The sequence below is a fragment of the Shewanella sp. MF05913 genome, assembly GCF_059758095.1.
Window position 1 is genome coordinate 236459 of sequence record NZ_JCAYNT010000002.1, and the last position, 26299, is coordinate 262757.

General features: G+C 45.2%; 22 protein-coding genes. 10 read left to right on the plus strand and 12 right to left on the minus strand.

What is annotated here, in order from left to right:
• Positions 1 to 6: 6 nt before the first annotated feature.
• Together AC19MV_RS04460 and AC19MV_RS04465 are read right to left on the minus strand one after the other, a co-directional pair.
• A complete protein-coding gene (locus tag AC19MV_RS04460; RefSeq protein WP_498305940.1) occupies positions 7 to 888 on the minus strand; it encodes a bile acid:sodium symporter family protein in 882 nt (293 codons plus the stop codon).
• A gap of 261 nt (positions 889 to 1149) precedes the next feature.
• On the minus strand, positions 1150 to 1959 hold the full coding sequence (locus AC19MV_RS04465) for a class II aldolase/adducin family protein (protein ID WP_432399185.1): 810 nt from the start codon (positions 1957 to 1959) through the stop codon (positions 1150 to 1152).
• A 92-nt stretch (positions 1960 to 2051) separates the two neighbouring features.
• Here AC19MV_RS04465 and AC19MV_RS04470 point away from each other — a divergent pair, with 92 nt between their 5' ends.
• The 3 genes from AC19MV_RS04470 to fdhF all read left to right on the plus strand — a co-directional run bounded on the left by AC19MV_RS04470 (position 2052) and on the right by fdhF (position 8472).
• The gene (locus AC19MV_RS04470; RefSeq protein ID WP_432399186.1) at positions 2052 to 2981 is read left to right on the plus strand and encodes a LysR family transcriptional regulator; all 930 of its coding nucleotides are present in this window, start codon (positions 2052 to 2054) and stop codon (positions 2979 to 2981) included.
• Positions 2982 to 3074: 93 nt separating this feature from the next.
• Complete coding sequence (locus AC19MV_RS04475; protein ID WP_498305941.1) at positions 3075 to 3791, plus strand: oxidative stress defense protein; 717 nt, start codon at positions 3075 to 3077, stop codon at positions 3789 to 3791.
• Between the two features lie 457 nt (positions 3792 to 4248).
• On the plus strand, positions 4249 to 8472 hold the full coding sequence (gene fdhF / locus AC19MV_RS04480) for a formate dehydrogenase subunit alpha (RefSeq protein WP_498305942.1): 4224 nt from the start codon (positions 4249 to 4251) through the stop codon (positions 8470 to 8472).
• A gap of 102 nt (positions 8473 to 8574) precedes the next feature.
• On the opposite strand, the gene AC19MV_RS04485 is transcribed toward fdhF, so the two are convergent.
• Entirely contained in the window at positions 8575 to 8796 is a 222-nt protein-coding gene (locus AC19MV_RS04485) for a hypothetical protein (protein ID WP_498305943.1), read from the minus strand.
• 241 nt (positions 8797 to 9037) lie between these two features.
• Between AC19MV_RS04485 and AC19MV_RS04490 the strand changes: the two genes are divergently transcribed.
• Positions 9038 to 9880 (plus strand): sulfotransferase domain-containing protein, encoded by an 843-nt coding sequence (locus AC19MV_RS04490; RefSeq protein WP_498305944.1) that lies wholly within the window; start codon positions 9038 to 9040, stop codon positions 9878 to 9880.
• A 115-nt stretch (positions 9881 to 9995) separates the two neighbouring features.
• On the opposite strand, the gene lgt is transcribed toward AC19MV_RS04490, so the two are convergent.
• Positions 9996 to 10772, minus strand: a complete 777-nt coding sequence (gene lgt, locus AC19MV_RS04495) for a prolipoprotein diacylglyceryl transferase (protein WP_432399191.1) — start codon at positions 10770 to 10772, stop codon at positions 9996 to 9998.
• Positions 10773 to 10966: 194 nt separating this feature from the next.
• On the opposite strand from lgt, the gene AC19MV_RS04500 reads away from it, so the two are divergent.
• Entirely contained in the window at positions 10967 to 11809 is an 843-nt protein-coding gene (locus tag AC19MV_RS04500; protein ID WP_498305945.1) for a pseudouridine synthase family protein, read from the plus strand.
• Between the two features lie 58 nt (positions 11810 to 11867).
• Positions 11868 to 12587 carry a DUF2057 domain-containing protein gene (locus AC19MV_RS04505; RefSeq protein ID WP_498305946.1) on the plus strand — a complete coding sequence of 240 codons (720 nt, stop codon included), beginning with the start codon at positions 11868 to 11870 and terminating at the stop codon, positions 12585 to 12587.
• Between the two features lie 102 nt (positions 12588 to 12689).
• Here AC19MV_RS04505 and ybaK read toward each other — a convergent pair whose 3' ends face one another.
• On the minus strand, positions 12690 to 13157 hold the full coding sequence (gene ybaK, locus AC19MV_RS04510) for a Cys-tRNA(Pro) deacylase (protein ID WP_498305948.1): 468 nt from the start codon (positions 13155 to 13157) through the stop codon (positions 12690 to 12692).
• Positions 13158 to 13167: 10 nt separating this feature from the next.
• The gene (locus AC19MV_RS04515; protein WP_498305950.1) at positions 13168 to 14130 is read right to left on the minus strand and encodes a TDT family transporter; all 963 of its coding nucleotides are present in this window, start codon (positions 14128 to 14130) and stop codon (positions 13168 to 13170) included.
• Positions 14131 to 14265: 135 nt separating this feature from the next.
• On the opposite strand from AC19MV_RS04515, the gene AC19MV_RS04520 reads away from it, so the two are divergent.
• Both AC19MV_RS04520 and AC19MV_RS04525 read left to right on the plus strand, forming a co-directional pair.
• A complete protein-coding gene (locus tag AC19MV_RS04520; RefSeq protein ID WP_498305952.1) occupies positions 14266 to 15168 on the plus strand; it encodes a LysR substrate-binding domain-containing protein in 903 nt (300 codons plus the stop codon).
• Positions 15169 to 15756: 588 nt separating this feature from the next.
• The gene (locus AC19MV_RS04525) at positions 15757 to 17625 is read left to right on the plus strand and encodes an SLC13 family permease (protein ID WP_498305954.1); all 1869 of its coding nucleotides are present in this window, start codon (positions 15757 to 15759) and stop codon (positions 17623 to 17625) included.
• A 132-nt stretch (positions 17626 to 17757) separates the two neighbouring features.
• Here the strand turns inward: AC19MV_RS04525 and AC19MV_RS04530 are convergent, their stop codons facing one another.
• From AC19MV_RS04530 to AC19MV_RS04545, 4 genes are all read right to left on the minus strand, one after another.
• On the minus strand, positions 17758 to 18669 hold the full coding sequence (locus tag AC19MV_RS04530; protein WP_498305956.1) for a 2OG-Fe(II) oxygenase family protein: 912 nt from the start codon (positions 18667 to 18669) through the stop codon (positions 17758 to 17760).
• A gap of 362 nt (positions 18670 to 19031) precedes the next feature.
• Complete coding sequence (locus AC19MV_RS04535; RefSeq protein ID WP_498305958.1) at positions 19032 to 19334, minus strand: hypothetical protein; 303 nt, start codon at positions 19332 to 19334, stop codon at positions 19032 to 19034.
• Between the two features lie 75 nt (positions 19335 to 19409).
• On the minus strand, positions 19410 to 20117 hold the full coding sequence (locus AC19MV_RS04540) for a fibrobacter succinogenes major paralogous domain-containing protein (RefSeq protein ID WP_498305960.1): 708 nt from the start codon (positions 20115 to 20117) through the stop codon (positions 19410 to 19412).
• Positions 20118 to 20231: 114 nt separating this feature from the next.
• The gene (locus AC19MV_RS04545; RefSeq protein WP_498306263.1) at positions 20232 to 21122 is read right to left on the minus strand and encodes an AraC family transcriptional regulator; all 891 of its coding nucleotides are present in this window, start codon (positions 21120 to 21122) and stop codon (positions 20232 to 20234) included.
• 177 nt (positions 21123 to 21299) lie between these two features.
• Here AC19MV_RS04545 and AC19MV_RS04550 point away from each other — a divergent pair, with 177 nt between their 5' ends.
• Positions 21300 to 22247 carry an SDR family oxidoreductase gene (locus AC19MV_RS04550; protein ID WP_498305962.1) on the plus strand — a complete coding sequence of 316 codons (948 nt, stop codon included), beginning with the start codon at positions 21300 to 21302 and terminating at the stop codon, positions 22245 to 22247.
• A gap of 4 nt (positions 22248 to 22251) precedes the next feature.
• Positions 22252 to 23151: a patatin-like phospholipase family protein gene (locus AC19MV_RS04555; protein WP_498305964.1), complete on the plus strand. Its 900-nt coding sequence runs from the start codon at positions 22252 to 22254 to the stop codon at positions 23149 to 23151.
• A 154-nt stretch (positions 23152 to 23305) separates the two neighbouring features.
• Here AC19MV_RS04555 and AC19MV_RS04560 read toward each other — a convergent pair whose 3' ends face one another.
• A complete protein-coding gene (locus AC19MV_RS04560; protein ID WP_498305966.1) occupies positions 23306 to 25012 on the minus strand; it encodes an amidase in 1707 nt (568 codons plus the stop codon).
• A 113-nt stretch (positions 25013 to 25125) separates the two neighbouring features.
• Positions 25126 to 26238, minus strand: coding sequence for an agmatine deiminase (gene aguA / locus AC19MV_RS04565; protein WP_498305968.1), 1113 nt, complete (start codon positions 26236 to 26238; stop codon positions 25126 to 25128).
• Positions 26239 to 26299: the final 61 nt, after the last annotated feature.

Consider the following 26299-nt stretch of genomic DNA (forward strand, 5'->3'; position numbering starts at 1 on the left):
AGCTGATTAGTTAAGCTGAGCGCTGTTATGTTGCTTTTGTGTATAACTAGCATAAGCAATGAGCAACCCTGCACCAGCATACATGGTTAAACTGTACACGCCGGCAACGACGGCATAACTTGGCATGTTCAACAAGCTAATACAGATGAGCATCGCCATGGTTGAGTTTTGCAAACCAATCTCAATCGCCAGCGTTAATCCATCCTTATGCGAAAGAGAGCATGCTTTCGCACTCACGATACCGATCAACATTGCGCCAAAGTTTAACAATAAACAGGCGATGAACACTTCATTAAAAGCATCAACGATAATGGCATGTTCCTGAACTACCACGCCGGTGATCATCAACAACAAAAACACTAACGCAAAGCGCCTAAAGTACACTTCAACCTTAATCGCCCACGATCTGAAATAACTACGAACCAACATGCCAAATACAATCGGCAATAAAGTAATCACGAGCAATCCTAACGAAATGCTACTGAGCGACACATCTATTGGCGCTTCATTGGCAAAGTAACCCACAGCAAATTGAATCACAAACGGTGCGCTGAATACGCACACTATGCTGCTAATGGCCGTTAAACTTACCGACAACGCTAAATTGGCTTTGGCCAAATGGCTCACCACATTCGATGTCGTGCCACCCGGACATGCCGCCAAAATCATTAACCCAATAGCCATCGGCATAGACAAGTCCATTGCCAGGCAAATACCAAAAGCCAATAAGGGTAGCGCAATAATTTGCCCCACAAACCCAGTAACAATGGGTGCTGGTGTTTGCCAAAGGCGTAAAAAATCAAACCGCGTTAAGCTTAAACCCATGCCGAACATGATAAAGGCGAGTGCAAGCGGTAGCAGTATTTCGGTAATAATCGAACCTGTCATAGAGAGACATCCTTGCTCGCCAAGTCATACGGCTTAGCGAGAGTGGTATTAAGCTAGAGACTAATTTAACCTGAGCTCGGGATAATAAACGCCTTTCAAACAGTCCTTTGCCCTGCTAACTGCGTTGAATCGACTTACAATAGGCTAGCTATTGACGCGTCAATTCGCCTTGTTAGCTGAACAAATGACAAGTTTGAAACTGAGAAGGGGTAACATGTTGATTTTAAATTGTATAAGATCACCCCTTATCCCGAGTACAGGTTAATCTAAGAAGCTGTTGTCTTGTGCTAGTACCACTTGATACATAGGTTGGAAGTTGCCCCAGGTGACTAAATCTGAGCCGTTCATTTGACGAGTTTTGGTCGCTATCTCATGACCAATGAGTTTAAGTTCGCCAGCCGCTTGAGCCAATAACTGGCTATGACAACAACTGTCTAGCATCACAAAGTTTGCGGTAGCTGCATCAACAGATTTACCCACGGTTAATAAACCATGATTTTGTAAGATAACCGCGGCATGACCTTGCAGAGCATCCGCAATCATGTCGCCTTCAGATAGGTCAGCCACCACACCGGTAAAGGTGTCAAATATGCTGTGGTTTTCATAAAACATGCAAGCATCTTGCGAAATGGGCTTTAGTAACTCGCCTAAAGATGAAAATGCACGGCCGTAAGTGGTATGGGCATGAGCAACGGCATTCACATCTGGGCGAGCGTGATGAATACGAGAGTGAATCGCAAATGCGGCATTATTGATTGGGTGCTTCCCCTCCATAATATTACCTTTATGGTCAACACGGACAAGATCTGACGCTCTGACTTTTGAAAAATGTACCGCTAACGGGTTAACCCAAAAGGTTTCAGGGTCAATGCAATCTCGCAAGGTAATGTGGCCAGCTAAACCTTCGTCAAACCGGTAATGAGCAAAGACCCTAAACGCAGCTGCTAAACGCTGTTTTTCATATTGTTGTTGCTGTTGCTTGGAGTCAAATTTAGGCGGTAATGGCATTGGGTATTTGTCGGTACCTATGGTCATTTGTTTAATCTGTAATTCTTCTTGTGATGTTGTCATGTTGAGTCTACTTTTTATTGGTTTAGTTTGACTTTAATTTAACCAAGCCTAAAATAAATTCAAATGATACTAAATCATAGATAACTATTAATATGCTACATAGTAAGATAGACCTTAACTTATTCCTCATCATGACGACTGTTTATCAACAAGGCAGCATTACCGGCGCTGCAGCTAAACTGCATTTAACGCAGCCCGCAGTCAGTCACGCCATTGCCCGTTTACGCAGCAAGTTTAACGACCCATTATTTGTTCGCCATGGCCGAAAAATGGTGCCAACGCCCTTGTGTCAAAAAATCATTCCCGATGTATTACAAGCAATGGATTTACTCGAGCACACCATATCAACGCCCGCCAATTTTGATATTCAGCAACATAAACGAGAAATAAAACTCGGATTACGTGACATATTAGAGTCAATGTTTTTTCCCGTATTAGTGCCAGATTTACTTAATAACACGCCAAATCTGACCTTAAACAGCCGCCAAATAAAACGCACCGAGCTTGAGCCATCATTGGCACAACAAACCTTAGACATCGTCATTGACGTACTCATGCCAACCCATAAAGACATTCGCAGCAGCTTAATTTGCCACGAGTCATTTTCGCTCATTTGCCGTAAAGACCATCCGATATTGCAGCAATTAACGCTAAGCAATTATGCCAAAGCATCACATGCGTTAGTCAGTTTAAAAGACTTTACCATCGACACTGTCGACATGGCGCTAGCGACTCAAGGCATTACCCGCAATATTGCCCTACGCTGCGAGCACTACTTTGCCGCCATCAATGTGGTGAGCCAATCTGACATGATAATGACCATGCCAAGCAGTTATGCCATGTTGCTGCAACAATCTATGCCTATTGTAGTATCGCCTTTACCGTTTGAAGTACCCGATCTTGCAGTGCACATGTATTGGCATAAACAAGCAGAAGACGATCCCGTCAACCAATGGATAAGAACAAAACTGCTTAATATTTCAGCGCAGATTTTCCATACACCCACTGCACATAAAAAATAAAACCCTTTTTAGGTTTTGCACCGTTTACACTCATAACAGACCCACTTTACCCGTGTAAAAACAGTATTTAGCTAACCACTAGCGGAGTTATCAATGAATAGACTATTACTCACCAGCTTAATTTCAAGCTCATTATTCGCCTTAACCGCCACCAGCAACGTAGCCACAGTGCAAGCTGCAGAGCTGAGTTTTGCTCATATTGAAACCGTAGGCACCAGTACCATTGAAGCCAGTGCAGACATGGCCATTATTAATGTGGCAGTGTCGATTGAAGCGGCCAATGCAAAGTCAGCAAAAGATGAAGCTGACGAAGCAGTTAGCCAATTTATGCAACGCTTACTCAAGGCCGGTATTGATAAAAAACACATTCAAACAGCCAATTTACAGCTCAATCCACAATATCGATATGTGCAAAATGAGCCAAGAGTACTCACGGGTTATAGCGCAAACAGACAAATCACCGTCACCGTGATGGAGCTTAATATGCTCAACGAACTGCTAGACAGCGCGTTAGTAGAAGGCGTTAATCAGGTGAATAATATTGAGCTTAAATCAAGTAAAGAAGGCGACATGATTACCCAGGCTCGCCAGGCCGCCATTAAAGATGCCAAACAAAAAGCAGATTCGTTAGCCAAAGGGTTTGGTGAGCAAGTGGCCGGAGTATGGGAAGTAAGATATTTTCCAACACAATCACATCAACCCGAAATGTATCGCGCCAGCATGAAAATGAATGCCGATGTGGCGCAAACCTATCAACAAGGTCAGGTCACCGTAAGCGACAGAGTTGAAGCGATATTTAGGCTTAAATAAATTAGGGCAAGCTGGGCTGATGAATAAACTGAGCCAGCTCAGCCACAACCACTTCACATCATTGCGATGATCAATTGCAATAATCAATTGCAATAATCAATTGCGATAATCAGGCCACTTTTTTGTCTGTAATTAAAAACAATCATGCCAAAACCAAAGCGAACAGGTAGTACCACTCAAGCAATAAACACTCGCAACACTCTGTTTAGTCTAAATTAAGTTAATACCTAACATTTAATTACGACAAAAATGATCTAAATCACATCTGTAAACCACCGCGCGCACTACACTGAAATTATTGAAGGCGAGAGATGTAACTGTAATAAATGTTCCACAATAAACGTCCTCCTCGCGTAACACTCCAATTCAGCAGCTGTGCCTTAATAAAGTCCTTCTCGTTCGCTCCCAAAAGGCATGAAGACTTAGCCAATAACTCAAAAATTTAACAGGCCTTGTAATGATTGATATCACCATAGACGGCATTTCCTTATCACTGCCTCAAACAGATAGCTTACTCAAAGCTGCCATCAGCGCTGGCATTAACATTCCGAGCCTATGTGACTTCTCCCACAATCAAGCCAAGCAACACTGTAATTTGTGCCAAGTACAAATCAAAAATAACGATGGCAGTTTACGCTGTGTTCGAGCCTGTGAAACCCCACTCGAAACAGGCTTAGATGTGATTACCCAATCGAGTGAATTGAGTAAAATACGCAAACAAGCGCTCAAAGATATTCTCAGCGACCACTTTGCCGACTGTGAAGCGCCTTGCCAAACCGCCTGCCCTGCTGGGGTTGATGTGCAGTCTTATCTTTATCATATTGGCAGAGGCGATCATAAAGAAGCAGTAAAAGTCATTAAACAAACCCTGCCTTTACCGCTATCGATTGGTCGTGTTTGCCCTGCCTTTTGTGAAGCTGAGTGTCGCCGCGGCCTAGTCGATGAACCTGTCGCCATTAGGCAGCTAAAGCGTCATGCTGCAGACCTAGACTTACACGACCTAGAGTCTTATGTACCGCCAAAAGCGCCTGCGACCAATAAGCGCATTGCCATCATTGGTAGTGGTCCTGCTGGCTTAACCGCCGGATATTATCTGTCAAACAATGGCCACGATGTCACCATCATGGAATCGGCCCCTAAAGCTGGCGGATGGTTACGTTATGGTATTCCGGAGTACCGCTTACCCAAAGATATTCTGGATAAAGAAATTGAGCTCCTCACCCGTAATGGGCTTAAGATTAAAACGGATTATGCATTGGGCCGCGACACTAACTTAACCGAGTTAGTCGCTAACTATGATGCCGTTTGTCTTGCCATTGGCGCACAAAAAGCCGTCCCCATGAATTACCCAGGCAGCGATTTAGCCGGCTGTTACTTGGGCGTCGATTACTTACGTGATTATTGCACCCATAAAAAAATGATTACGGGTAAAAAAGTGGCGGTGATTGGTGGCGGCAATACCGCAATTGATTGCGCCCGTACCGCACTAAGAGATGGCGCCGATGTTACCTTAATTTATCGCCGTGGCCGCGATGAAATGCCCGCAGAACCTTACGAAATTCACGAGGCAGAAGTGGAAGGGGTTAAGTTTCACTTTCTTACCAACCCCATTGAAAACCACAGCGACAGCCAAGGCCGTGTCAACGCTGTCACTTTTGAAAAAATGGCTCTGGGCGAGCCCGATGCATCGGGTAGACGATCACCAAAAGCCACTGGCGAAACCTTTAAAGAGGCCTTCGACACCGTGATCCCAGCGGTATCTCAACAGGTCGATTTAGATTTTTTAGATCAGCCCGAAAATCAAATAGACACAGGTCACTTAGCCCTCACCCGTTGGCATACATTCTTGGGATGCGAACAAACCATGTCTGCTGGGGTTGAGAAACTGTTTGTGATTGGTGATTCACGTACCGGCCCTGGCACAGCTGTAGCCGCGGTTGCCGATGGCCGCAAAGCCGCCGAAGCCATTGAAGGTTTACTCAAAGAAGGCTTAACATGTCATTTAGAACCGGGGCTGTTTAACGCTCGCAAAGCCAATAAAACGGCATCATTAGCCACTAACACCTATCCAGTGCTGTATCCCAATACCCCTAAACGCCCTCGTTTAAAAATGCCTGAGCTACACCAATTAAACCGCGCACTTAATTTTGCCGAGGTAGAACTCGGTTTCATTCCCGATGAAGCAATGCAAGAAGCCATGCGGTGTTTAGAGTGTGCCTGCCAAGCCAATACCGATTGTAAGTTACGCGACTATGCCACCGAATATAAAGTCGATGGCAACACTCTTGAGCAAACTCACGCACGTAAATTTAACGTTGATAATAGCGCCCCCTTTATTACTTTCGACGCTAACAGATGTATCAGCTGCGGAGCTTGTGTTGAAGCGTGTCATCAACAAAGTGGCCATAACGTGATTAACTTTGCGCCCAATAGCTATCAAGCGCTCCCAGATGCAGCAGGTACAATTGATAGCAGTCGTAATGCACCGCGAGTTGGCTTTAGCGCATCAATGAACGACAGTGACTGTGTTCAGTGTGGCAATTGCGTACAAGTTTGCCCAACGGGCGCATTAGTCGATGCCAGAGATAAAACCCAAGGCACGCACAGGGAGCTGATAAAAACCTCAACAGTGTGTACTTATTGTGGCGTCGGTTGTCGAGTCGAGCTGCATGTAGACCCAAGTAAAAACCGCGTGGTACGCATCACCGGCGACAGCAACTCATTAGTCAACGAAGGTATGTTGTGCGTAAAAGGTCGCTCCGGTTTTGATTTTTTAAGCAGCACTAAACGCCTTACTACACCGTTAATCCGTAAAAATGGCCAGTTACAGCCGGCAAGCTGGAGCGAAGCAATTAATTATATTATCGAGCAACTTAAACCGATAAAAGAGGCCACTGGGCCAAGTAAATTTGCGGCGTTATCTTCAGCAAAATGCACCAATGAAGAGAACTATTTAATGCAAAAATTTACCCGCAGCATTATGGGTACTAACAACATAGATCATTGCGCAAGATTGTGTCATTCATCAACGGTTGCAGGCTTATCCGATACTATTGGCGGCGGTGCAATGACCAATGATATTCCCAGTATTAAACAGTCTGATGTTATTTTTATTATCGGCTCCGATACTACCAGCGCCCACCCAATTATTGCCTCTCACATTAAACGAGCTGTCAGCCAACATGGTGCGCGCTTAATCGTGGCAGACCCTAAAAAAACAGCCATTGCTGACAGTGCAAAACTCTACGTGTCTCACCGTCCCGGTACAGACGTTATGCTACTTAATGCCATCATGCAGCAAATCATCCTTAATGATTGGCAAGACACCAACTACATAAATCAACGAGTTGAAGATTATGAGTTACTCAAACAAGAAGTGCTCAAGCCAGATTACAACTTAAGCAATGCGGCATTAATCACAGGTGTAAGTGCTGAAGACATCGCCGCAATGGCAAAAATGATTGGCACCGCAACTAAAACCGCCTTGTATTACGCCATGGGAATAACCCAACATACGTCTGGTTATGACAACGTGGTGTCCACCTCTAATTTACAATTACTGTGTGGCAACATCGGCGTGATTGGCGCTGGTATAAATCCGCTTCGCGGCCAAAGTAATGTTCAAGGTGCGTGTGATATGGGCGCACTACCCAATTATTACCCGGGTTATCAAAAAGTCGACAATCCAGATAATAGCGCTAAATTTGCTGCGGCCTGGGGTAACACTTCACTGGCTAGTGAACCCGGATTTACCGCAACAGAAATCATGCATGCGATTGTCGAGGGTAAACTCGAGGCATTATATGTATTAGGCGAAAACCCTGTACTGAGCGACCCAGACCAGGCTCATGTCATTGCAGCGCTGTCTAAAATCAAATTTATGGTAGTACAAGACATCTTTTTAACTGAAACGGCGCAAATGGCACACGTGGTTCTGCCCGCCACCGCTTTTGCTGAAAAAGAGGGGCATTTCACCAATACTGAACGCCGGGTACAACAGCTACGCGTAGCCTTAACTCCACCGGGTGACGCGAAAGTCGACTGGCAAATAATCCAAATGATAGCCAATAAGTTAGGCGCTAACTGGCATTACCAAAATGCGAAAGACATTTGGCAGGAAATTAACCAGGTCACGCCGCAGTATCAAGGCTTAACATGGCAACGACTTGAGCAAAAAGTTGATGGACTACAATGGCCCTGCTTCGATGAAACTCATCCAGGTACAGACGTGTTACATACCGAGAAGTTTTTACGCGGCCAAGGCCGAATGATACCCGTAAGCTATCGCTTACCCGCCGAAATGCCAGACAGTGAGTATCCATTAATACTGTCAACGGGACGTTTGCTAGAGCAATTCCATACCGGCACCATGACCCGTAAAACGCCAGAATTGGATATTAAAGGGTCGCCAAGAGTAATGATTTCGGTGTATGACGCTGAGCAACTCGGCGTCAACAATGGCGACATGTTAACCCTCACAACGCGCAGAGGCACCATCGACATCGCCGCATTTGTCACTAAACGCGCGCAAGTAGGCGTGTTGTTTTTACCTTTTCACTTTGCCGAATCGGCTGCGAATAAATTAACCATTAATGCACTCGACCCAATAGCAAAAATCCCAGAATATAAAGTGTGTTCAGTTAAAGCGGAAAAGTCACAACAAACGCTTACTGTGGCATAGTGTTAATTATGAACGAAAAATGCCTCGTCCTAATTAGACGAGGCATTTTGTATTCGTATAAACTTAACGTTAACGATTATTCGAACAAAAAACGATTAGCGACTATCCATTAACCGTTGTTGGCGCGATCTCGATATCTTTTTTAAGCACAAGCACAACAAGGTAAACCAAACCTAAAATAGGCACTATCGATAACCCTGCACCAATCACACCGGCTAAAACCGGCGATTGTGTTTTACGACGACCTAAGTAATAACAAATACAGCCCATCACTAATGCAAAAACAATAATCAACTGGCCGACCACAGTTGCATTAACATCCATTTACCCTCTCCTTATTAACGGTTCGATATAACACCATAACGTTCATCATTTAAACGCATTTAACAATAATGTTACATCCATATATTGCTCACAGTAAAGTGGAGTATTATTTTTCGCTAAATAAGCGATAGTATCGGCACGGTTAACTCTTACCCGTTACGCACTAAACTTGCCATTTTGCTGAATTATCGGTAGTTTTAACCACATTGAAAGACGTAAAAATAACAACAAAGGATTACGAATGGGAAACATACTTTGGGTGGCCTCTTACCCTAAATCGGGTAACACTTGGGTACGCGCTTTTTTAGAGAACTACATTCAAAATCAAGATCAGCCTATCGACATTAATACCATGCACACCATATCTACTGCAGAATCGGCCGCGCATCGTTATCAAGCTTATTTACCTAAAGATAAATCAGCAACAACCGAACTGACGTTAGAAGAAGTCAGTGCAATTCGCCCTCAAGTGCAAGCAGATATTGCGCATCAGGCTCAAGGGACCACCTTTGTAAAAACCCACAACTATTTAGGCGAATATAACGGCCAACCGTTACATAACTCCACGGTCACTTCGGGCGCTATTTATGTTGTGCGTAATCCACTTGATGTGGTTATTTCAATGGCCAATTACTTTGATTACACCATCGATGAAGCCATTGCTTATATGGCAGAAGAAATGACAGGTACCCCAAATGAGGCAGCGCATGTGCCACAAATTATCACCTCGTGGTCGATGCATGTGTCGAGCTGGACAAGCGACGATACCTCAAAGCTCATTTTACGTTATGAAGACATGCTAGATGACCCTAAAAAAGTCTTCCGCAAAGTTGAGTCGTTTTTAGGCTTAAAGAAAGATCCTGCAAGGCTTAAAAATGCCATTAAGCACTCATCATTTGCGCAATTAAAAGCTCAGGAAGCCAAACGTGGATTTGTTGAAAAGCATGAAAATGCTAATGCCTTCTTTAGGCAGGGCGGTAAGCATCAATGGCAATCAAAGCTCACACCAGAACAGGTAAAGAGCATTGTCGATACCCATTATGAGCAAATGAAGCGCTTTAAGTATTTACCCGCAGGGATGTAACTCTCCAACCTTAACACGGCCACATATACCCATAAAAAAAACGTCCTATTGCTACTGCACTAGGACGTTTTTATTGGCTGTAATGACAGCGGTATTGATTAATGGTAAATAATGGTTAGCTCTGTTTACGATAAGCCATCACTAACAGCACAACACCCGTCAATAAAAATGGCAAACTTAACCACTGGCCAGCACTTAACATCGACTCATGGTAAGCCGCCTGGCTGACCTTAACGCTTTCAATCGCAATACGCGCACTAAATACAGACACTAAAAACACCCCAAAAATCGCACCGTGTTTTTGTTTCATGTTGGTGTATTTATAAATAGCGTATAAGCCAATAAAAATTAAGAGATAAGCAAGCGACTCATACAACTGCGCCGGGTGACGCGGCAGCATATCGATTCGTTTAAAAATAATGCCCCAAGGTTGAGTGGTTGGCTCACCTAAAATTTCAGAGTTTGCAAAGTTGGCCATACGAACAAAAAAGCCGAAGATGGCTGTAGAAATGGCTAGGCGATCAAGCAAAAATAAAAACGGTAATTTCACCTGACGTTGGTAATAATACAACGCCAAAATGGCACCTAAACCGCCGCCATGGCTGGCTAAGCCGCCTTCCCAAATGGCCAAAATTTTCAGAGGATTAGCAAAATAATATCCAGGGTCATAAAAAACACAGTGCGCTAAACGCGCGCCAACAATAATACCCACCACACAATAGACTAAGAAGTTATCGAGGGACTCAACATCCAATCCTTCTTTTTTAAACATGTGCTTTAATACTTGAAAGCCTGTGGCAATCGCTAAGGCGAAAAGAGCACCATACCAATGTACGGTTAAACCCATAAACGAGACTAATATAGGATTAAAATCCCAGACGATGTGTTCCAAATCACCTACTCCAAAGTAAAACCGTATTTTATCGCGTTATGCTAAAACAACTTTATGCCAGATGATACAGAGATACGTCATCTAAAAGAAAGTTTCATCAACCTCAAAGCAGGTTAATTAACATTGAACGACCAAATAAGGTAACATTTACCCTTATTAATTACAGATACATTGCATTGTTAGAGCTAACCCAAATGATGGCCGATAGAACCGAATTCCATATTGATGTGCTTGAGCACAGTACTGATGCCATTAATTTGCTGGCACAAGCAAGTGGTTTAGGTAAGCAAGTGTTAAAAGATGCCATGCAAAAAGGTGCGATTTGGCACTCTCATGGTAAACAAACCAATCGAATTAGGCGGACTAAAAAGCCCTTACAACCCGGCGATAAGCTACACCTTTACTATAATCAGCATATTCTCAATGAACAGATATTACCGGCAGAGCTGTTGTTTGATGAAACTGACTACAGTGTGTGGTTTAAGCCTTACGGTATGCGCTGCCAAGGGTCAAAGTGGAGCGACCACACCACCATGAATCGCTTTGCTGAGTTAAACATGCAGCCACAGCGTAATGCATTTATTATTCATCGCCTCGACCGTGCAGCCACTGGATTATTAATTCTTGGGCACAGTAAAAAAGCCACTGCGGCTATCGCTAAATTATTTGAAACTCGCGCATTAGAAAAACACTACCAGGTGATTGTTCACGGCAAATTCTCTAGCGAAACGCTGCAAATTGATACGCCTGTAGACAACAAGCCTGCGCTGTCTCATGCAAAATTAATCACTTATCATTCAGGGCTTAATCAATCTAAAGTGCAAGTCAAAATTGATACTGGTCGTAAGCATCAAATTCGCATTCATATGGCCAGTTTAGGTCATCCTGTGGTGGGTGACCGATTACACGGCGCTGCAGACGATAGCGCGCCAGATCTTAAATTAACCTCATGCTATTTCAACTTTGTTTGTCCATTAAGCGGCAAACAAAAAACCTTTGAATTACCTGAGCGCTATCGACCTCAATTTGCTGACTAACAGTCGTTATAGCCCTGCTGAACACAGCATCAGCTAATTATTATCATAGGAAACGTTTATGCGTTTAATCATTTGTACTGCACTGTGCTTAGCCACATACATGTTTTGCCACAGCAGTGTGGCTGCCAGCTTACAGCTACCTAACAATGCCAATACGGTATTAGTGAATGGTGTCGCAACTGAACAGCAACAGGTCTCGTTAGACATCAATACCCCACAGGGATTACAGCAAATAGCCTTTCGCTATCATGCCCGCTTTAGAGATCAAGGCAGCCAGCATAGCTTCAGTTCAGATGTGATTATTTTGCGTTTTAGCGCCAGCGATCAAGACTACCAGTTATCACTGCCCAGCATTCGCACACAAAGCAGTGCTACACAGTTTAATGACTCACCCACACTGACATTAACCGACCAGGCTGGCCTCGCGGTTGAATTCACTCAAGACAAGTTAATGAAAAAAGGTTTACAGATTGGCCGAGATTTTGAACAAGAAATCACAAAATATAATGCCGCCGCCAACCCCGCTTCATGGAGTGCAGCTAAAGTATCTGCAACGGTAGCTGCGCCCGAAATGTTTAGCTCGCCAGCCAATTCAGTGGTCACTACAGCGTCAGTCACGTTAGCCATAACCGATGTTCAATCTGAAGGTGCCGGCCCAGTTATAAGCGACAGCGTAGAGCAACCAAACCAGGCTGAAGTGTCTAACATGCTCGATTACTGGTACCAAAAAGCAACCCCACAAACTCAAGCTGAGTTTAAGGCCAAAATAAATCAGTAGTTAGCTATTTATTGAAGGTGTAAACGAACCAAGCGATAACTGAAAGTAACAACCATAAAATCTATGAAAGCGATATACCCACTGGGGTATATCGCTTTTTTATTAGGCGCAAATATCGGCAAATGTCGCATTAAGCAGGCGTTGTAAATCATCAGGTTGAAGCGAAATATCTAACCCTCTTTTACCGGCACTGACATAAATGTGCTCAAACTGTTGCGCCGAAGCGTCAATCACTGTCGCTAAGCGTCTTTTTTGCCCTAACGGACTAACGCCACCAAGCACATAACCACTTGAACGCTCAACCGCTGCCGCCTCTGCCATATGGGCTTTTTTAGCGCCCGCCGCTTTGGCCATTAACTTCATGCTCAACATCGAAGACACTGGCACAACTGCCACAGCCAATGTTTGATTATCAAGGCTCACCACCAGGGTTTTAAATACCTGCTCGGCTGGTAAAGCCAATTTTTGCGCAGCCTCTAAGCCATACGACTCGTTACTGGCATCATGTTGATACTCGTGCACCTTAAAATCAATCTTGTGCTTTTTGGCCATATCAATTGCTGGAGTCATAACCGCTCACTTATGCTGAAACTAATTTTCTGGGCTGATAAAAATGTAAATAACGCACACAAACATAACTGACAACCGCAGTCGCAACAACTAATTCAAACTCAGCTAAACCTCGCACCTGGGCAATATATTCAGCGCCAACATCCATGCTTTGCATCCAAGCTTCCACTTTAAACAACGCCGTGGCCCCAATCACCATCGGGAAGGTAAATGCAGCATAACCAGGACTAAACGGTAAACGCATCAGTTTAAAAAATGATAAATAAATAATGCTGGTCATCAACACGCCAATGCCAAATAGCAAACCAATAATCACTGGCGAAGGCTGCGAGCTAATGGTTAAGTAGCCTGCTAACGATAAACTTGCTGGTGCGGCTAAAACGGCTAATGTCGGCTTAGCGGCATCGGGGATTTGCTCAGTAAAAATAAGTCGATAAATCATCATAGGTAACATTACGGCATAACTCAGCATGCCAAAAATCAACGCGCTATCGGCTATCCACAATAAATGCGCATTACCTGAAAAAGACACGTCTGCGACCACAATCCCAATCGGCGGAATAAACCAGCTTGGCACCATTTGAGGTAAGCTAAAGTGCTGACTGCGATGATAAATAAACCCGACTAAAAAGCTGATGTGCAGTATGACCGCAAAGCACCACAATAAATCACCGGCCATGGCTGAGGCATAACCCAGCGAGTTAGATACCACCATTAATGCCATCGCAAAAGTCGGCACCACACTGCCCACCACCGGATGAGCAACATCCTGGCGCAATAGATCATGATGTAAGACAAACTTACTGGCTAATATCAGTAACAGTACACTGGCAATCGCGGCACTAATCCACTGGCCATAGTGCTGTAAATCAACGGCATTTTCCCAGCTCCAGCCTAAACTGGCGATGCCTAACGCTAGCCCGGCCATGGGTGTAGGTACGCCCACTATTTTTCGTTTTACTCTGTTTACCATAACAACCTCAACGGCTCTGTACGAGACATACCGCTATATTACGCTTGCACTTTGTTTATATATATCCAATTATATAAAACACATGTTCAGAAAAACTAAACAATTAATCCACTATCATTTACCTAAATCACTATTATGAATATCTCACTCAAACAACTTAATGTGTTCAGCAGCATTACCCAGCACAACACCTTAACGGCCGCAGCCGAAGCCTTGTATTTGTCTAAGGCGGCAGTGAGTATGGCGCTCGCTGAATTAGAAAAGCAGCTAGGCCATCCGCTATTTGACCGGGTCAATAACCGATTAATTCTCAATCAAGAAGGTCACAAGCTTTTACCACTTGCTGATGAGCTGCTTAGTAGAGCAAATAACATCAGCCAATTGTTTGATGCAGACCACGCTTTTTCAGGTCAATTGAAAATAGGTGCCAGTGATACTGTTGGTAATCATGTGGTTCCCGGGTTGCTGAGCCAATTTAGGCAACAATCACAGCATTATTCACAAAGCGTGGTGATTTCAAATTCACGGTTAATTTGCCAAAAGCTGCTCGACTACGAGTTAGACATTGGCCTTATTGAAGGTAAAAGCCATCACCCAGAATTAGTTGCCCATCAGTTTAGCCACGACCAAATGTGCATTATTGCCGCGCCTCATTTAGCCATAAGCCAACAAAAACCCTGTACATTTACCAATTTAGAACACAGTGAATGGGTATTACGTGAGGCTGGCTCAGGCTCGAGAGAGTTTTTTTTACGCACTATTGCACCGCAAATTGAGGCATGGCATGAGGTATTTGAGCTCAATACCACTGAAGCGCTCATTAACAGTGTCGCGGCAGGATTAGGTTTAGGGTGCTTATCGACGTTAGCCGCGCAGTACGCCATTAACGATGGCCGAGTCACTCAACTACAATTACCTCACAGTATCGATACGCTCAATATGCAGCGCCCCTTTTGGCTAGTGGTGCATAAAGACAAGTACCATAGCCCGTTGTTGAAAAGCTTTATTGCGTTTTGCCATCAATGGGATAATACATAAAGAGGTTGTTTGCTGAGTACTCGCTCTACTGTTTATGGCCTGAGTTGAATTTGGACATTTGAAAAATAAGACTAAAACTAAAACTAAGACTTACTCGTTTTAGGCCAAAACCTGTTAATCCCCTTCTCGTCGTCCCGGCAATGCTTTTGAGCCGGGATCCAGGTGTTTCTTTATGCTTTGTACTTATGCCTTACGACCACAAATATCCTTATCGGCCAGATATGCGTGAAAGGTCATGACCAGCTCACGTATTCTTTTGCAAAAAGCCTTCAACGACCTCAAGTTCAAAGTTAAAAGCTGAATTTGGACTTTTGAAAACTAAGACCAACTTGACCCACTAAAGCTTGTGATTCCACTATTGCTTGAGCCATGGCTATACCAGTTAATTGACAAAATAACCTTGGTATCCATTAACTTATTATCTGTGATTGCCTGCGAATTTGGCTAAGTAGATTATAATCAATGTAATTGTAATTTTAGTCGGCACGGAGACAAAGCATTGAAACAACTAAGTGGATATTGTCGTAACCCTCGGGCAAAACTGACTTGTTACTCTAAGACTCTAACAATCAATTTTCAGCAGCGTTTATGACAAATGACCAACTATTAATTCTGCTGATCTTGTTCGCTACCGTGGGCCTGTTCCTATGGGGGCGTTGGCGTCACGACATGGTGGCTATCTGTTCGCTGGCGGCATGCGTACTCACTGGGCTAGTGCCATCAAGTGACGCTTTTATTGGTTTCAGTCACCCTGCCGTAGTTACTGTGGCTTGCGTTCTTGTACTCAGTCGAGGTCTGCAAACCTCTGGGGCTGTCGATGCGCTATCGCGTGCCGTACTGCCTGCTAGTGCCGGCGTGTTTCTTAGTATGACAACGCTTTGCGCACTAGGTGCGGTGCTTTCCGGTTTTATGAACAATGTCGGCGCGATGGCGCTGCTAATGCCTGTCGCCGTGCAACTCGCTGGTCGCCTAAACCTGACGCCTGGGCAACTTTTAATGCCGCTAGCGTTTAGCACGATTCTCGGCGGCATGACGACAATGATAGGCACACCTCCTAACCTGATAGTTTCAAGTTTTCGTGACCAGACTGGCACGGGTAGCTTCGCCATGTTCGACTTTCTACCGGTCGGGCTCGCAGTTGCCGCTGCGGGTGTCGGCTTTATCACTCTGATAGGCTGGCGACTGGTGCCTGCTCGTAAGCAGTCCGGGGTAAAAGGCTTTGAATCAGAGGCTTATATAACCGAAGCCCGCGTACTCGAAAACAGTAAAATTGCAAGCATGAGCCTGCGCGATATTGATAAAATGATCGATGAGATCGATGCCCAGATCATCGGTATGGTTCACAATGATGTCCGTATAATGGCACCCAGTGCTTGGCGTAGGGTTCGTGTTGGCGACATTCTCGTCATCGAGGCTGAAGCTAAATCACTGGCGGTTGTACTCTCTACATTAGGCTTAGAACTTGAGGAGGCAATTGAGCAAGAAGAAGCTGAATCGGACAAGGCTAATGACGCAGCAGACAACCCAGAAAATGACACAAAAGATGACGCTGATGGAGCGGTAAACAAGAGTAAAGCACAAGATCAAGCCAAATCCTCAGACCATACTGTGCTTATGGAACTGTCAGTGTTACCTGGGTCTCCGTTACTTGGACGTTCGGCGACCGATATCATGTTACGTACGCGCTACGGCATGAACCTGTTGGCAGTGTCACGCTATGGTAAACCTTCATTGTCACGATTACGCTCAAGGCCTTTTCGTTCAGGCGACCTGCTATTGATGCAAGGCCCTCCCGAAGCTATCTCTGAATTTGCAAGTGATAACAACTGTGTACCCCTAGCCAAACGAGAACTGCGTATACCAAGCAAACGTAAAGCCTGGGAAGCAGGAATTATTATGACTTTAGCCGTTGGCGCAGCAGCCTTTGGTTTACTTCCGGCAGCAATATCATTTTCTCTTGGCGTACTAGCCTCTATGGTATTGCGAACCGTGCCACCACGCTCTGTGTACAATGCTATCGACTGGCCAGTGATTGTACTTCTTGGGGCCCTAATCCCTGTGGCTGGAGCAATGGAGTCCAGCGGTACAGCCGACCTAATGGCGCGTTTTTTACTCGACAACATGGCTCAAGGCAATGCTGTGTTTGGGTTAACGCTCATTCTGGTCACCAGTATGTTTCTCTCTGACTTAATGAACAACACCGCAACCGCAGCCGTGATGTGCCCCATAGCCATTGCTACCGCAGCAGCGCTTGATGTCAGCTCAGCTCCCTTTCTGATGGCGGTAGCCATCGGTGCATCTTGTGCTTTTCTCACTCCCATAGGTCACCAAAACAACACCTTGATTTTAGGACCTGGAGGCTTTGGTTTTGGTGATTATTGGAAGCTAGGCATACCGCTGGAACTGCTTGTGATCGGCATCAGTCTTCCTATGCTGCTTTGGGTGTGGCCACTGTAAGTGTTAACACACGTAACTGATTTGTGCCCCGCAGTTTGTTTTAGCTATGGTAGGCGATAAAAAAAGAGTCCCGGCTCAAAAGCATTGCCGGGACAACGTGAGGGGTGTAGTTAACCTTTTGCCATAAACTAATTAAAACGGCGCAAAGCTATCTAATGCTGCCGTTGGTGTTGTCCAACGTTCGCTTGCATCTATGATTGGGCGCTTAGCACCTTGTGGTGGTATTTGGCCTCGGTCGCCATATAACCACAATACAAAGTTGGTGCGCTCGCCGCTGGTTATCGGTTGCGCAGCATGGACGACATTGCCACGGTGGATCATGGCGGTGCCAGGCTTAAATGTTAAGGCAATTTTTTGCCCTGTCGCCACATCAAAAAAATCGACTGCAGAGCCTGTAAAGGTTTCTTCTGGCAAATTTAGGTTGATGTTTAATGTGACCGTCGATGCATCCGTGTGTGGACGGATCGAACTGTCAGTATTAGGTTGATAATGAATCGAAAAACCAAACGTTTGCGTGTCGTAACCCATGATTTCAGGAAATAACAACCGCGCGATTGGGCGCATGTAGGTATTCAACATTTCATGATAAAATGCCTGGAAATTTGGCGCGGCAAGGTAGCCCTCTGAACGGCTGTCGAGCATAGCACCACGGCGATTGAGCACAATGCCATACGGTGGACGCAATGGAATTTGTGCATCCCATACGCTTTCTAAATAGTTGCGTAAATCCGCTAAACGCTCAGGATCAAAAAACTGCAATTGAAACACGTCTGGTGCCACTTCTTGCAGTAAATCTTTAACTGCGACTTCTTTACTTGGGTCTTGCCAGGCTTGAGTTACCGCTTCACGTAATCGCTTATCAAGTAATGAACTATCAAGGCTAAACTCGGTTTTTTGCTCGGTTTGTTGCCATTCTTTCCAGGCGTCACTGAATAACGCTTTATTGTTATTCCAAAACTGCTGTACTGATGGCTCACGGTAAAGCATGGCTTCGCGTGAAGGTAATGTTAAGGCGCGTGCACGTTGTAATTGAGTTGCTGACATAATGGGTAAAACTCCTATTCTGTGGCTCGGCGATCGCTATCACCTTGCGAGGAGTTCAATTTATTACATCTATTTACCTAAATAAATACGCACCTCAAGCAAACAGAATTAAGATTTTATTTATAATGGGGTAGGAACCCTTGGTTTTAGCTGTTGTTCTAGCTCCAAATCCATTACTCGTATGCTTTCAGAGTGTTCAATATCTCCTGAAATAATGCGTTAAATGCACCGTGAACAGATTCGGATAACCCCATCATATTGTCAAAATCCGGATTGGCCAGAAGTGTGCCAGTTAGTAATTCAACACATCACAATAAATTTGGGGTATCCATACGAGTTTTCCGTTGAAATGAATGCGCTTGCTAGTCGGCAGGCGTCAATAGCTTAATCCACTCATCCGTATTCCCCAAAATGAATGTTTTCATCTGGTTATCTGTAAACGTTAGCTCAATGGCATCAGTAGAAAGAGGGAAAATCCCTGCACCTTTGGCCATAGATTTTTTAACTTTGATGATGTGAGAGAGTTCAAATGTGTATGGGCCAAGGCCAAGCCGTTTATTGTACGGCTCGAAATTAATATGTGATGTGGTCAGAGTGAGTTTACCATCTGATTTAGCGACCCCATTTTGTACGGTTGCAGTAACAGACTTAATCACATTTTCCATGCCGACCTCCTTAACGAGCTAAAGCCTGAATTGCTTCAGCTTGTCACAAAGCGTTAAATTTAACTTCCACACAGCTTAAATCCTGACACACCTCACTGAAAACATATAATCTTTTGAGCTGGTCGCACGGCGAATTTCGTGTTTATGCGCATTCCACCAAGAGTATGCGAGTGTGCGAATAATGGCTTGGTTGTCGGTTGCGCTGGTTGCGGTCCAAAACTCAGTGTAAGCGCCTTGAGTAATGTAAAACCCGTTCCATTTAACGCCTGCAGGTCTTGCAAAAAACTGCTGCTTATTGACTAGCGATGGTTCGAACTTAGCAAATAGCCCATCTGCTTGAGCCTCTTTTAACTGTAAACCAATATGTTGCTCACCGCCGCGCCAGCCGTCTTTGTGCAGATCAGCCTCTGGCATACCTATGGTGCGCTCTAGGTTTTTCCAATCTTCATCGGTAGCGACTCGCCAGCCTACTGGGCAAAGGTTTCTTTGATCAGCGACATCATGCCAGTTGTACAAGCGGCCGTATGTTAATAGGTTTGCCGCATCATCATTTGGCACAGCGCCCGAACGTACTGCTGAGCCATCTTGAAACTGGGTGCTTCGTAGGTTTTCAGCAAGCCAAACTTGCTCGCCAATGTTAACGGTGCGATAAACATTACCCTCCCCGTCTTGAACGGTATTTTCAAGTTGGTGTAACTCGCTGTTAATGCCGCTGGCCGATGCCGCTGTGACTGTTGCTGCAATAACCATACTTGCTCCTATCGATAAGATGAGTTGTTTCATAATGGGTACCCTACATTACTTTTATGTAAACAACTTTAACTCTCAAACAAGTAGCAAACTAGGCGATATACTGTCTAAAACATGCCTATTTATATCAATATGCGATTTTGATGACTATGCCACATGCTCGAGTAAGGGTATAGATTGGCTCCATTGCTTAGGCGACGTACCATACATACGCTTAAATTCTCGGCTAAATTGCGAGGAGCTGACATAGCCAACCTTCATCGCGGCTTCACTGACATTCATACCGGCAGCAATTCGCATGGCGGCATGATTAAGGCGCATCGATTTCATGAACTGAATAGGTGACATTCTGGTAGCTTGTTTAAATTTACGATGAAAGACCGCTCGGCTCATCCCTACTAACGAGACTAACTCATCAATGGTGACATTTTTGCCTAGGTTTAAGGATAAATACTCGATTGAGCGAGCAATCTCATTACCAATACCAAATGCTCTTCTGGCTGAAATACCTGCATCGCCTTTCAATACGGCGTAATACAGCTCTCGTAATCGGCTTTCACCTAGGATTGATGCATCCATGCTGCCATCAAGTTGCAGTAATCTAAGTAGCGCATCAGCAAAAGTATCATCCCAGTTTGCTAACGAAAGTCCTTGTGGTTGTGAGCTGCTTTTAGGCTGCTTAATCCCCCCAGTAACACTTTCCATTTCAATTGCCAGCTCTGTCATCACTTGAGTATCGAGTGAGATATAAACCCCAAGTAATGGCTCCTCGGGTGAAGCCTCAGGCGTACCGGCCTCGACAGGTAATGAGACTGTGCAGCACATGTACTGACTGTTGTCGTAGATATACCTGTCGCCATCGAGAATCGCCTCTTTTCGGCCGTTCAAAATAACCACCACTGTCGGTTCGTAAAGCGCAGGAGCACAAGGCATTGCCTGGGTGATTTTAAACAAACTCACCCCTTTAATGGCGGTTTCAACCATGCCATCGGCAGTGATACGTTTTTCTACTAGCTGCTTTATCTTTTGTTTGATCATTTTCACGTCACCCCACCAAATAGATACAAATAGGCACGTTTTAGCGACTAATTAGCCTATTTACATCTCAACCTGAGAGTTATAGTACATTTCAGATAACACTACTACCGCTCGTAGCGACATGCAAATTAAATGATTGCACTTGCTAAAGCCCCTAGCTTCACAACAAAGGTAACGATGATGACAACTCAACAATTTGGTAAAAACGGTTGGACTCCTGAGCGCATTGGCTCACTTATAGGAAAGACATATGTGATCACAGGGGCTAACAGTGGCGCAGGCTTTGAGGCCTCTCGCATTCTGCTGAGTAAAGGGGCCAAGGTTGTTATGCTAAACCGTAACCCAAGCAAATCAGCTAACGCAATTGAAGCATTAAAGCAGTCATTAGGTCAGCACATTGATGTAAGGTTTATTCAGGTCGATTTGGCTGTGCAGGAATCGGTACGCAACGCAGCAAACGAACTCCTAAACACCACGCCAATCATCGATGCACTGATCTGTAATGGCGCAATAGCACAGGTCGCCAAGCAACATCTCACCGTCGATGGTTTTGAAAGCCAACTTGGGGTAAACCACTTTGGCCACTTTTTATTGTGTGGCTTGCTGTTTGATCGCATTAACGAGGCTAAAGGCCGGATTGTGATGGTGGGTAGCAACGCGTACAAAATGGGGCTTAAACGGATTAAGTTTGAAGATCTTAACTTTGACAAAAAATACACTGCCTGGGACTCATACGCACAAAGTAAGCTGGCACAAATGATGTTTGGTTACGAGCTGCAACGCCGTATAAAAGCAGCGGGTAAAAACGTTGAAGTACAAGTTTGTCATCCAGGCGCTTCTCGTACCAACTTGCTTATGGATACCGCGAGTACCTTTAATAAAATGCTATGGGCAGTAATGTCTCGGGTTATCGCTCAATCAGCTGAAAAAGGCGCATGGCCAGAAGTCATGTGTGCAACTGAGCAAGGGCTGCAAGCTGGCACACTTTATGGCCCCACCAAACGAGCCAATACCGTTGGCCCTGTGGACCAAAATACACTTGATAGCATTGCACTGGATCAAGACATGGCAGCCAAGCTTTGGGCGCTATCGTTAGACAAAACATCACTAAACTGGTCGCTTTGATCGAATGAAAAAACCAAAACTAATGCTGGCCACATTACTGACACTCGCAACGCTGGGGTTAATGGCTTGCTCTTCGCCCAATGTTTACAACGATCTAATATATAAGGATCTTAATGCGTCAACGCCAACAGTCAATGCAGAGCACCAGCTTGGCATCGCTTTTGGTGGTGGCGGTATTCGTGGTTTTATGCATTTAGGCGTTATCAAAGCTTTAGAAGAGGCAGGGGTAAAACCCAATGTCGTCAGCGGCACGTCTGCTGGTTCAATCGCGGCAACGTTATACGCGTCAGGTATGAGTTATCAAGCTATGGCCGCAGCCATTGAAGACGTGGGGATGAGCGATATTGCCGACTTTGTGTTGTCATCAAAAGGCTTAGTTAATGGTAAAAACCTATCCGATTGGATAAACGCGCAAGTAGAATATGACGATCTTGCGGATATGCCGATGCCTGTGGCGGTTACCGCGACCAATATGACCACACACAATACGGTGACCATTCGGTCGGGTAATCCGGGCCATGCAGTGCAAACCTCATCGACGATTCCGGGGGTATTTATTGCAGTTGAGCACCAGGGGGATATTTTGATTGATGGCGGTATTTTAAGTGTTGTGCCGGTTTACGCAGCCAAACAGTTAGGCGCCAAAAGGGTCATTGCTGTCGACATTTATTGTCACAACCAAACTCAACCTCAAGTGTCTGCCAGCCAGTTAACCCTCGCCGTATTTAGAATGCAAAGCTGCAGACTGTCGCAACCAGAACTAGACAGTGCCGATATTGTGATTTCACCTTTATATGAGCCTAATGGCATTGGCGGGTTCGATGACAAAACACAAGCGATTAACGCGGGTTACCTTGCAACAAAGGCTGTGATACCGCAGATAAAAGCGCTACTGTTAAATTAAACGATAACCTACTAAGTTGGGTATTAGCCTAGGTGATACCAGCAAGCTTAAGTAATACATGTGTAAAACCTTAATTCTAGATAATAAAAACGGGATTGGCTTTGATAAACCAATCCCGTTTTCATATAAGTGTTTAGGCACTTAAATTTAGCGCTTATTGACTCAGCGCTGGCGTGCGTGGAGGAATAACGCGTTTGTTGCCTGTCGATTCAAATGCACTCGCAAACCTCAGCAGGTTATTGTCATCATAAGCTCGGCCTGCAAACGTTAACCCAACTGGCATGCCAATATCAGCCATCACGCCCATTGGTACGGTCACTGTCGGCACACCTAAGTGACGGATCGCCAGGTTGCCGTTAGCAACCCAAACACCGTTACTCCAGGCAATATCTGCCGACGCTGGGTTAACATGCGCATCAGCGGGGCCAACATCAGCCACCGTTGGGAACAACACAGCATCGAGTTTTAGCTCGTCCATCCAGTCTTCTAAATCCAACTTGCGGGTTTTTTCTAGTCCGCGTAAACCATCGGGAACACTGTCGATTTGGTTATACGACTTAAGCCCTCTTTTGGCCATGTTGACGTATTCATCCATGCCTGCGGCTAAATCACCTTCACGATTTGGCAAGGTGCCTAAGTCATGGGGGAAAATCAAATGGCCGTTTACGTCAGACAGTTTGTTTAGTTTAGGGTCATTATTGGCGCGCAAGAATTCATCTAAAGCCCAGCCAGAAAGCTCCCACAGCTCATCTTCCAAAAACTCTGGCGTCACTATACCGCGGTTGTAAACGGTTGGCGCACCTGGGCGGTCACCTTCGCAATTTGATACCAGCGGGAAATCAACTTCAATGACTTCAGCGCCAGCGGCTACCAATGCTTTACGTGCCGCTTCACATAGGTCGATTACCGATGCACGGGTATTGATGCGCTGACCGGTTGGACCACCAAAACCAGGGTTTTCGCTGGTGCCAGCCAATTCATCTTTATTGATAAACATCCGTGGCAGCCCGAAACGCTTACCTTTAAGCGTGCCAGCTTGAGCGGCAAGATCCAGATAAGATTGTGGACGCACTGTAGAGGCTTTTGGGATTTCAACCCAAGATTGCAAGCGCCATAAGTCACCGCGAGTTATTGGGTCGTCGGCAACAATCACGTCAAGCACTTCTAGCATGTCTGCCATGGTGCGAGTGTAAGGCACTACGACATCCATAGTCGGGGTCAGTGGCCAGTTACCGCGCACAGAAATCACCCCGCGTGAAGGCGTGTAGGCACACAAACCGTTATTTGATGCTGGGCCGCGACCGCTCGACCATGTCTCTTCGGCTAAGCCAAAAGCAGAATAACTTGCGGCAGTACCAGTGCCTGCACCATTGGAAGAGCCAGAAGCGAAAGGTGCTGTAAGGTAATTGGCGTTATATGGGCTTTCTGCACGGCCATAATGACCACGCTGCATGCCACCATTAGCCATAGGCGGCATGTTGGTTTTACCTAGGCATATTGCCCCGGCTTCACGCAGACGTTCAACGGCAAAAGCATCGTATTGAGCCACTAAATCTTTAAATGCAGGGCTGCCCGACGCGGCCGTTAACCCCTTAACAAGGTAACTGTCTTTTACAGTATAGGGAATGCCGTCAAGTGGGCTTAGTGTTTCGCCACGAGCCCTTCGCGCATCTGACGCCTCGGCTTCTTTTAGCGCATCTTGATTACGCACCACCAATGCATTTAGTTTAGTCTCTGTCGCTGGGCCGTCGTAAGCATCAACTCGCGCTAAATATGACTTAACCAGTTCAACCGATGTAGTGCGGCCCGACCCAAGCGCAGCACGCAACTCGGAAATAGAAATCTCAGTAACTTCGAACATGTTAAAACCTCTTCTTGAAAGGCAATTGTGTAAAAGGTTAATTGCTCTTAAAGATGAATTTAATAAAAGACAGTAACTTACCGTCTTCCTTTGGTTTTTGATCTAGGTTTTATTTATTGTCCAGAAGGAATTTGCTGGGTAATACAATGAATATTACCGCCGCCTAATAAGATTTCACGGGCAGGTACACCCACAATCTCATACTCTGGGAAAATATCTTGTAATTTTTGTGCAGCGATATCATCGGTTGCAGGGTCAAGCAGTGGGAACACAATGCGCTGATTGGTAATCAAAAAGTTCACATATGAACCCGCTAAGCGCTCACCCGCCGTGCGTGGTACACCCGTGCCCTCTTCTACGCCTTGGGCTTCTTCTTCGGTGCAGTACAACGGACCTGGTTGTGGCATTAAATGAATTTTTAATTTACGGCCTTGTGCGTCTACCGCATTTTGTAACACATCTAAAGCCGCTTTTGAGCGAGGATACTGTGGATCGGTTTCATCATCAGTCCAATGTAAAATCACTTCGCCTGGGCGAGAAAAACAGCACATATTATCAATGTGTCCGTCGGTCTCATCCATGTAAACGCCGTCTTCCAACCAGATAAACTGCTGCACATTTAAATACTCAGACAAATAAGCTTCTATCTGTTCACGAGTCAAATCTGGGTTGCGGTTACTATTAAGTAAACATTCAGCACTGGTCATGCAGGTGCCTTCACCGTCGACATGAATCGAACCACCTTCAAGAATGAGCGGCGCGCGATAACCCTCAAACCCATGTTGAGCATTCATCTGCTGTGCAACTTGCTCGTCTTTATCCCACGGAGAGTACAAACCGCCGTTATGGCCACCCCAGGCATTAAAGCCCCAATCAATACCGCGACATTCGCCCTTGGCATTTACCACCACAGTCGGGCCTGTATCACGGGCCCAGCAATCGTCGCTATCGATTTCGACCAAGTTAACGTGAGCAGGCATAACCGATTTAGCTTGTGCTAAAAATGCTTTAGGAACACCCATGTATACCGGCGTGACAGCACCAATGGCATCGGCAACGTTTGCAAATGTTGCTTGAGCATAAGCCCCAGCTGCGCGCCAGTTATCTGGGCGATGTGGCCAAAGCATCCACACAGCTTGCTGAGCCACCCATTCGGCTGGCATGTGAAAACCATCTTGTGATGGCTTTGTAGATAATGGTGTGGCTTCCACATTTGCATTGGTCATGAATTTTGCTCTCCAGTAATGCTGAAAAAGATAAATTTGTGCGCCCTAATATAGGACGAAA

Bases quoted from the DNA above. Each gene is read 5' to 3' on its own strand.
- AC19MV_RS04550 (WP_498305962.1), top strand. From the start codon at position 21,300: ATGATGACAACTCAACAATTTGGTAAAAACGGTTGGACTCCTGAGCGC.
- ybaK (WP_498305948.1), bottom strand. From the start codon at position 13,157: ATGACTCCAGCAATTGATATGGCCAAAAAGCACAAGATTGATTTTAAG.
- AC19MV_RS04460 (WP_498305940.1), bottom strand. From the start codon at position 888: ATGACAGGTTCGATTATTACCGAAATACTGCTACCGCTTGCACTCGCC.
- AC19MV_RS04515 (WP_498305950.1), bottom strand. From the start codon at position 14,130: ATGGTAAACAGAGTAAAACGAAAAATAGTGGGCGTACCTACACCCATG.
- AC19MV_RS04535 (WP_498305958.1), bottom strand. From the start codon at position 19,334: ATGGAAAATGTGATTAAGTCTGTTACTGCAACCGTACAAAATGGGGTC.
- AC19MV_RS04545 (WP_498306263.1), bottom strand. From the start codon at position 21,122: ATGATCAAACAAAAGATAAAGCAGCTAGTAGAAAAACGTATCACTGCC.
- AC19MV_RS04505 (WP_498305946.1), top strand. From the start codon at position 11,868: ATGCGTTTAATCATTTGTACTGCACTGTGCTTAGCCACATACATGTTT.
- AC19MV_RS04465 (WP_432399185.1), bottom strand. From the start codon at position 1,959: ATGACAACATCACAAGAAGAATTACAGATTAAACAAATGACCATAGGT.
- AC19MV_RS04525 (WP_498305954.1), top strand. From the start codon at position 15,757: ATGACAAATGACCAACTATTAATTCTGCTGATCTTGTTCGCTACCGTG.
- AC19MV_RS04475 (WP_498305941.1), top strand. From the start codon at position 3,075: ATGAATAGACTATTACTCACCAGCTTAATTTCAAGCTCATTATTCGCC.
- aguA (WP_498305968.1), bottom strand. From the start codon at position 26,238: ATGACCAATGCAAATGTGGAAGCCACACCATTATCTACAAAGCCATCA.
- AC19MV_RS04560 (WP_498305966.1), bottom strand. From the start codon at position 25,012: ATGTTCGAAGTTACTGAGATTTCTATTTCCGAGTTGCGTGCTGCGCTT.
- AC19MV_RS04500 (WP_498305945.1), top strand. From the start codon at position 10,967: ATGATGGCCGATAGAACCGAATTCCATATTGATGTGCTTGAGCACAGT.
- AC19MV_RS04470 (WP_432399186.1), top strand. From the start codon at position 2,052: ATGCTACATAGTAAGATAGACCTTAACTTATTCCTCATCATGACGACT.
- AC19MV_RS04490 (WP_498305944.1), top strand. From the start codon at position 9,038: ATGGGAAACATACTTTGGGTGGCCTCTTACCCTAAATCGGGTAACACT.
- AC19MV_RS04520 (WP_498305952.1), top strand. From the start codon at position 14,266: ATGAATATCTCACTCAAACAACTTAATGTGTTCAGCAGCATTACCCAG.
- AC19MV_RS04540 (WP_498305960.1), bottom strand. From the start codon at position 20,117: ATGAAACAACTCATCTTATCGATAGGAGCAAGTATGGTTATTGCAGCA.
- fdhF (WP_498305942.1), top strand. From the start codon at position 4,249: ATGATTGATATCACCATAGACGGCATTTCCTTATCACTGCCTCAAACA.
- AC19MV_RS04530 (WP_498305956.1), bottom strand. From the start codon at position 18,669: ATGTCAGCAACTCAATTACAACGTGCACGCGCCTTAACATTACCTTCA.
- AC19MV_RS04485 (WP_498305943.1), bottom strand. From the start codon at position 8,796: ATGGATGTTAATGCAACTGTGGTCGGCCAGTTGATTATTGTTTTTGCA.
- AC19MV_RS04555 (WP_498305964.1), top strand. From the start codon at position 22,252: ATGAAAAAACCAAAACTAATGCTGGCCACATTACTGACACTCGCAACG.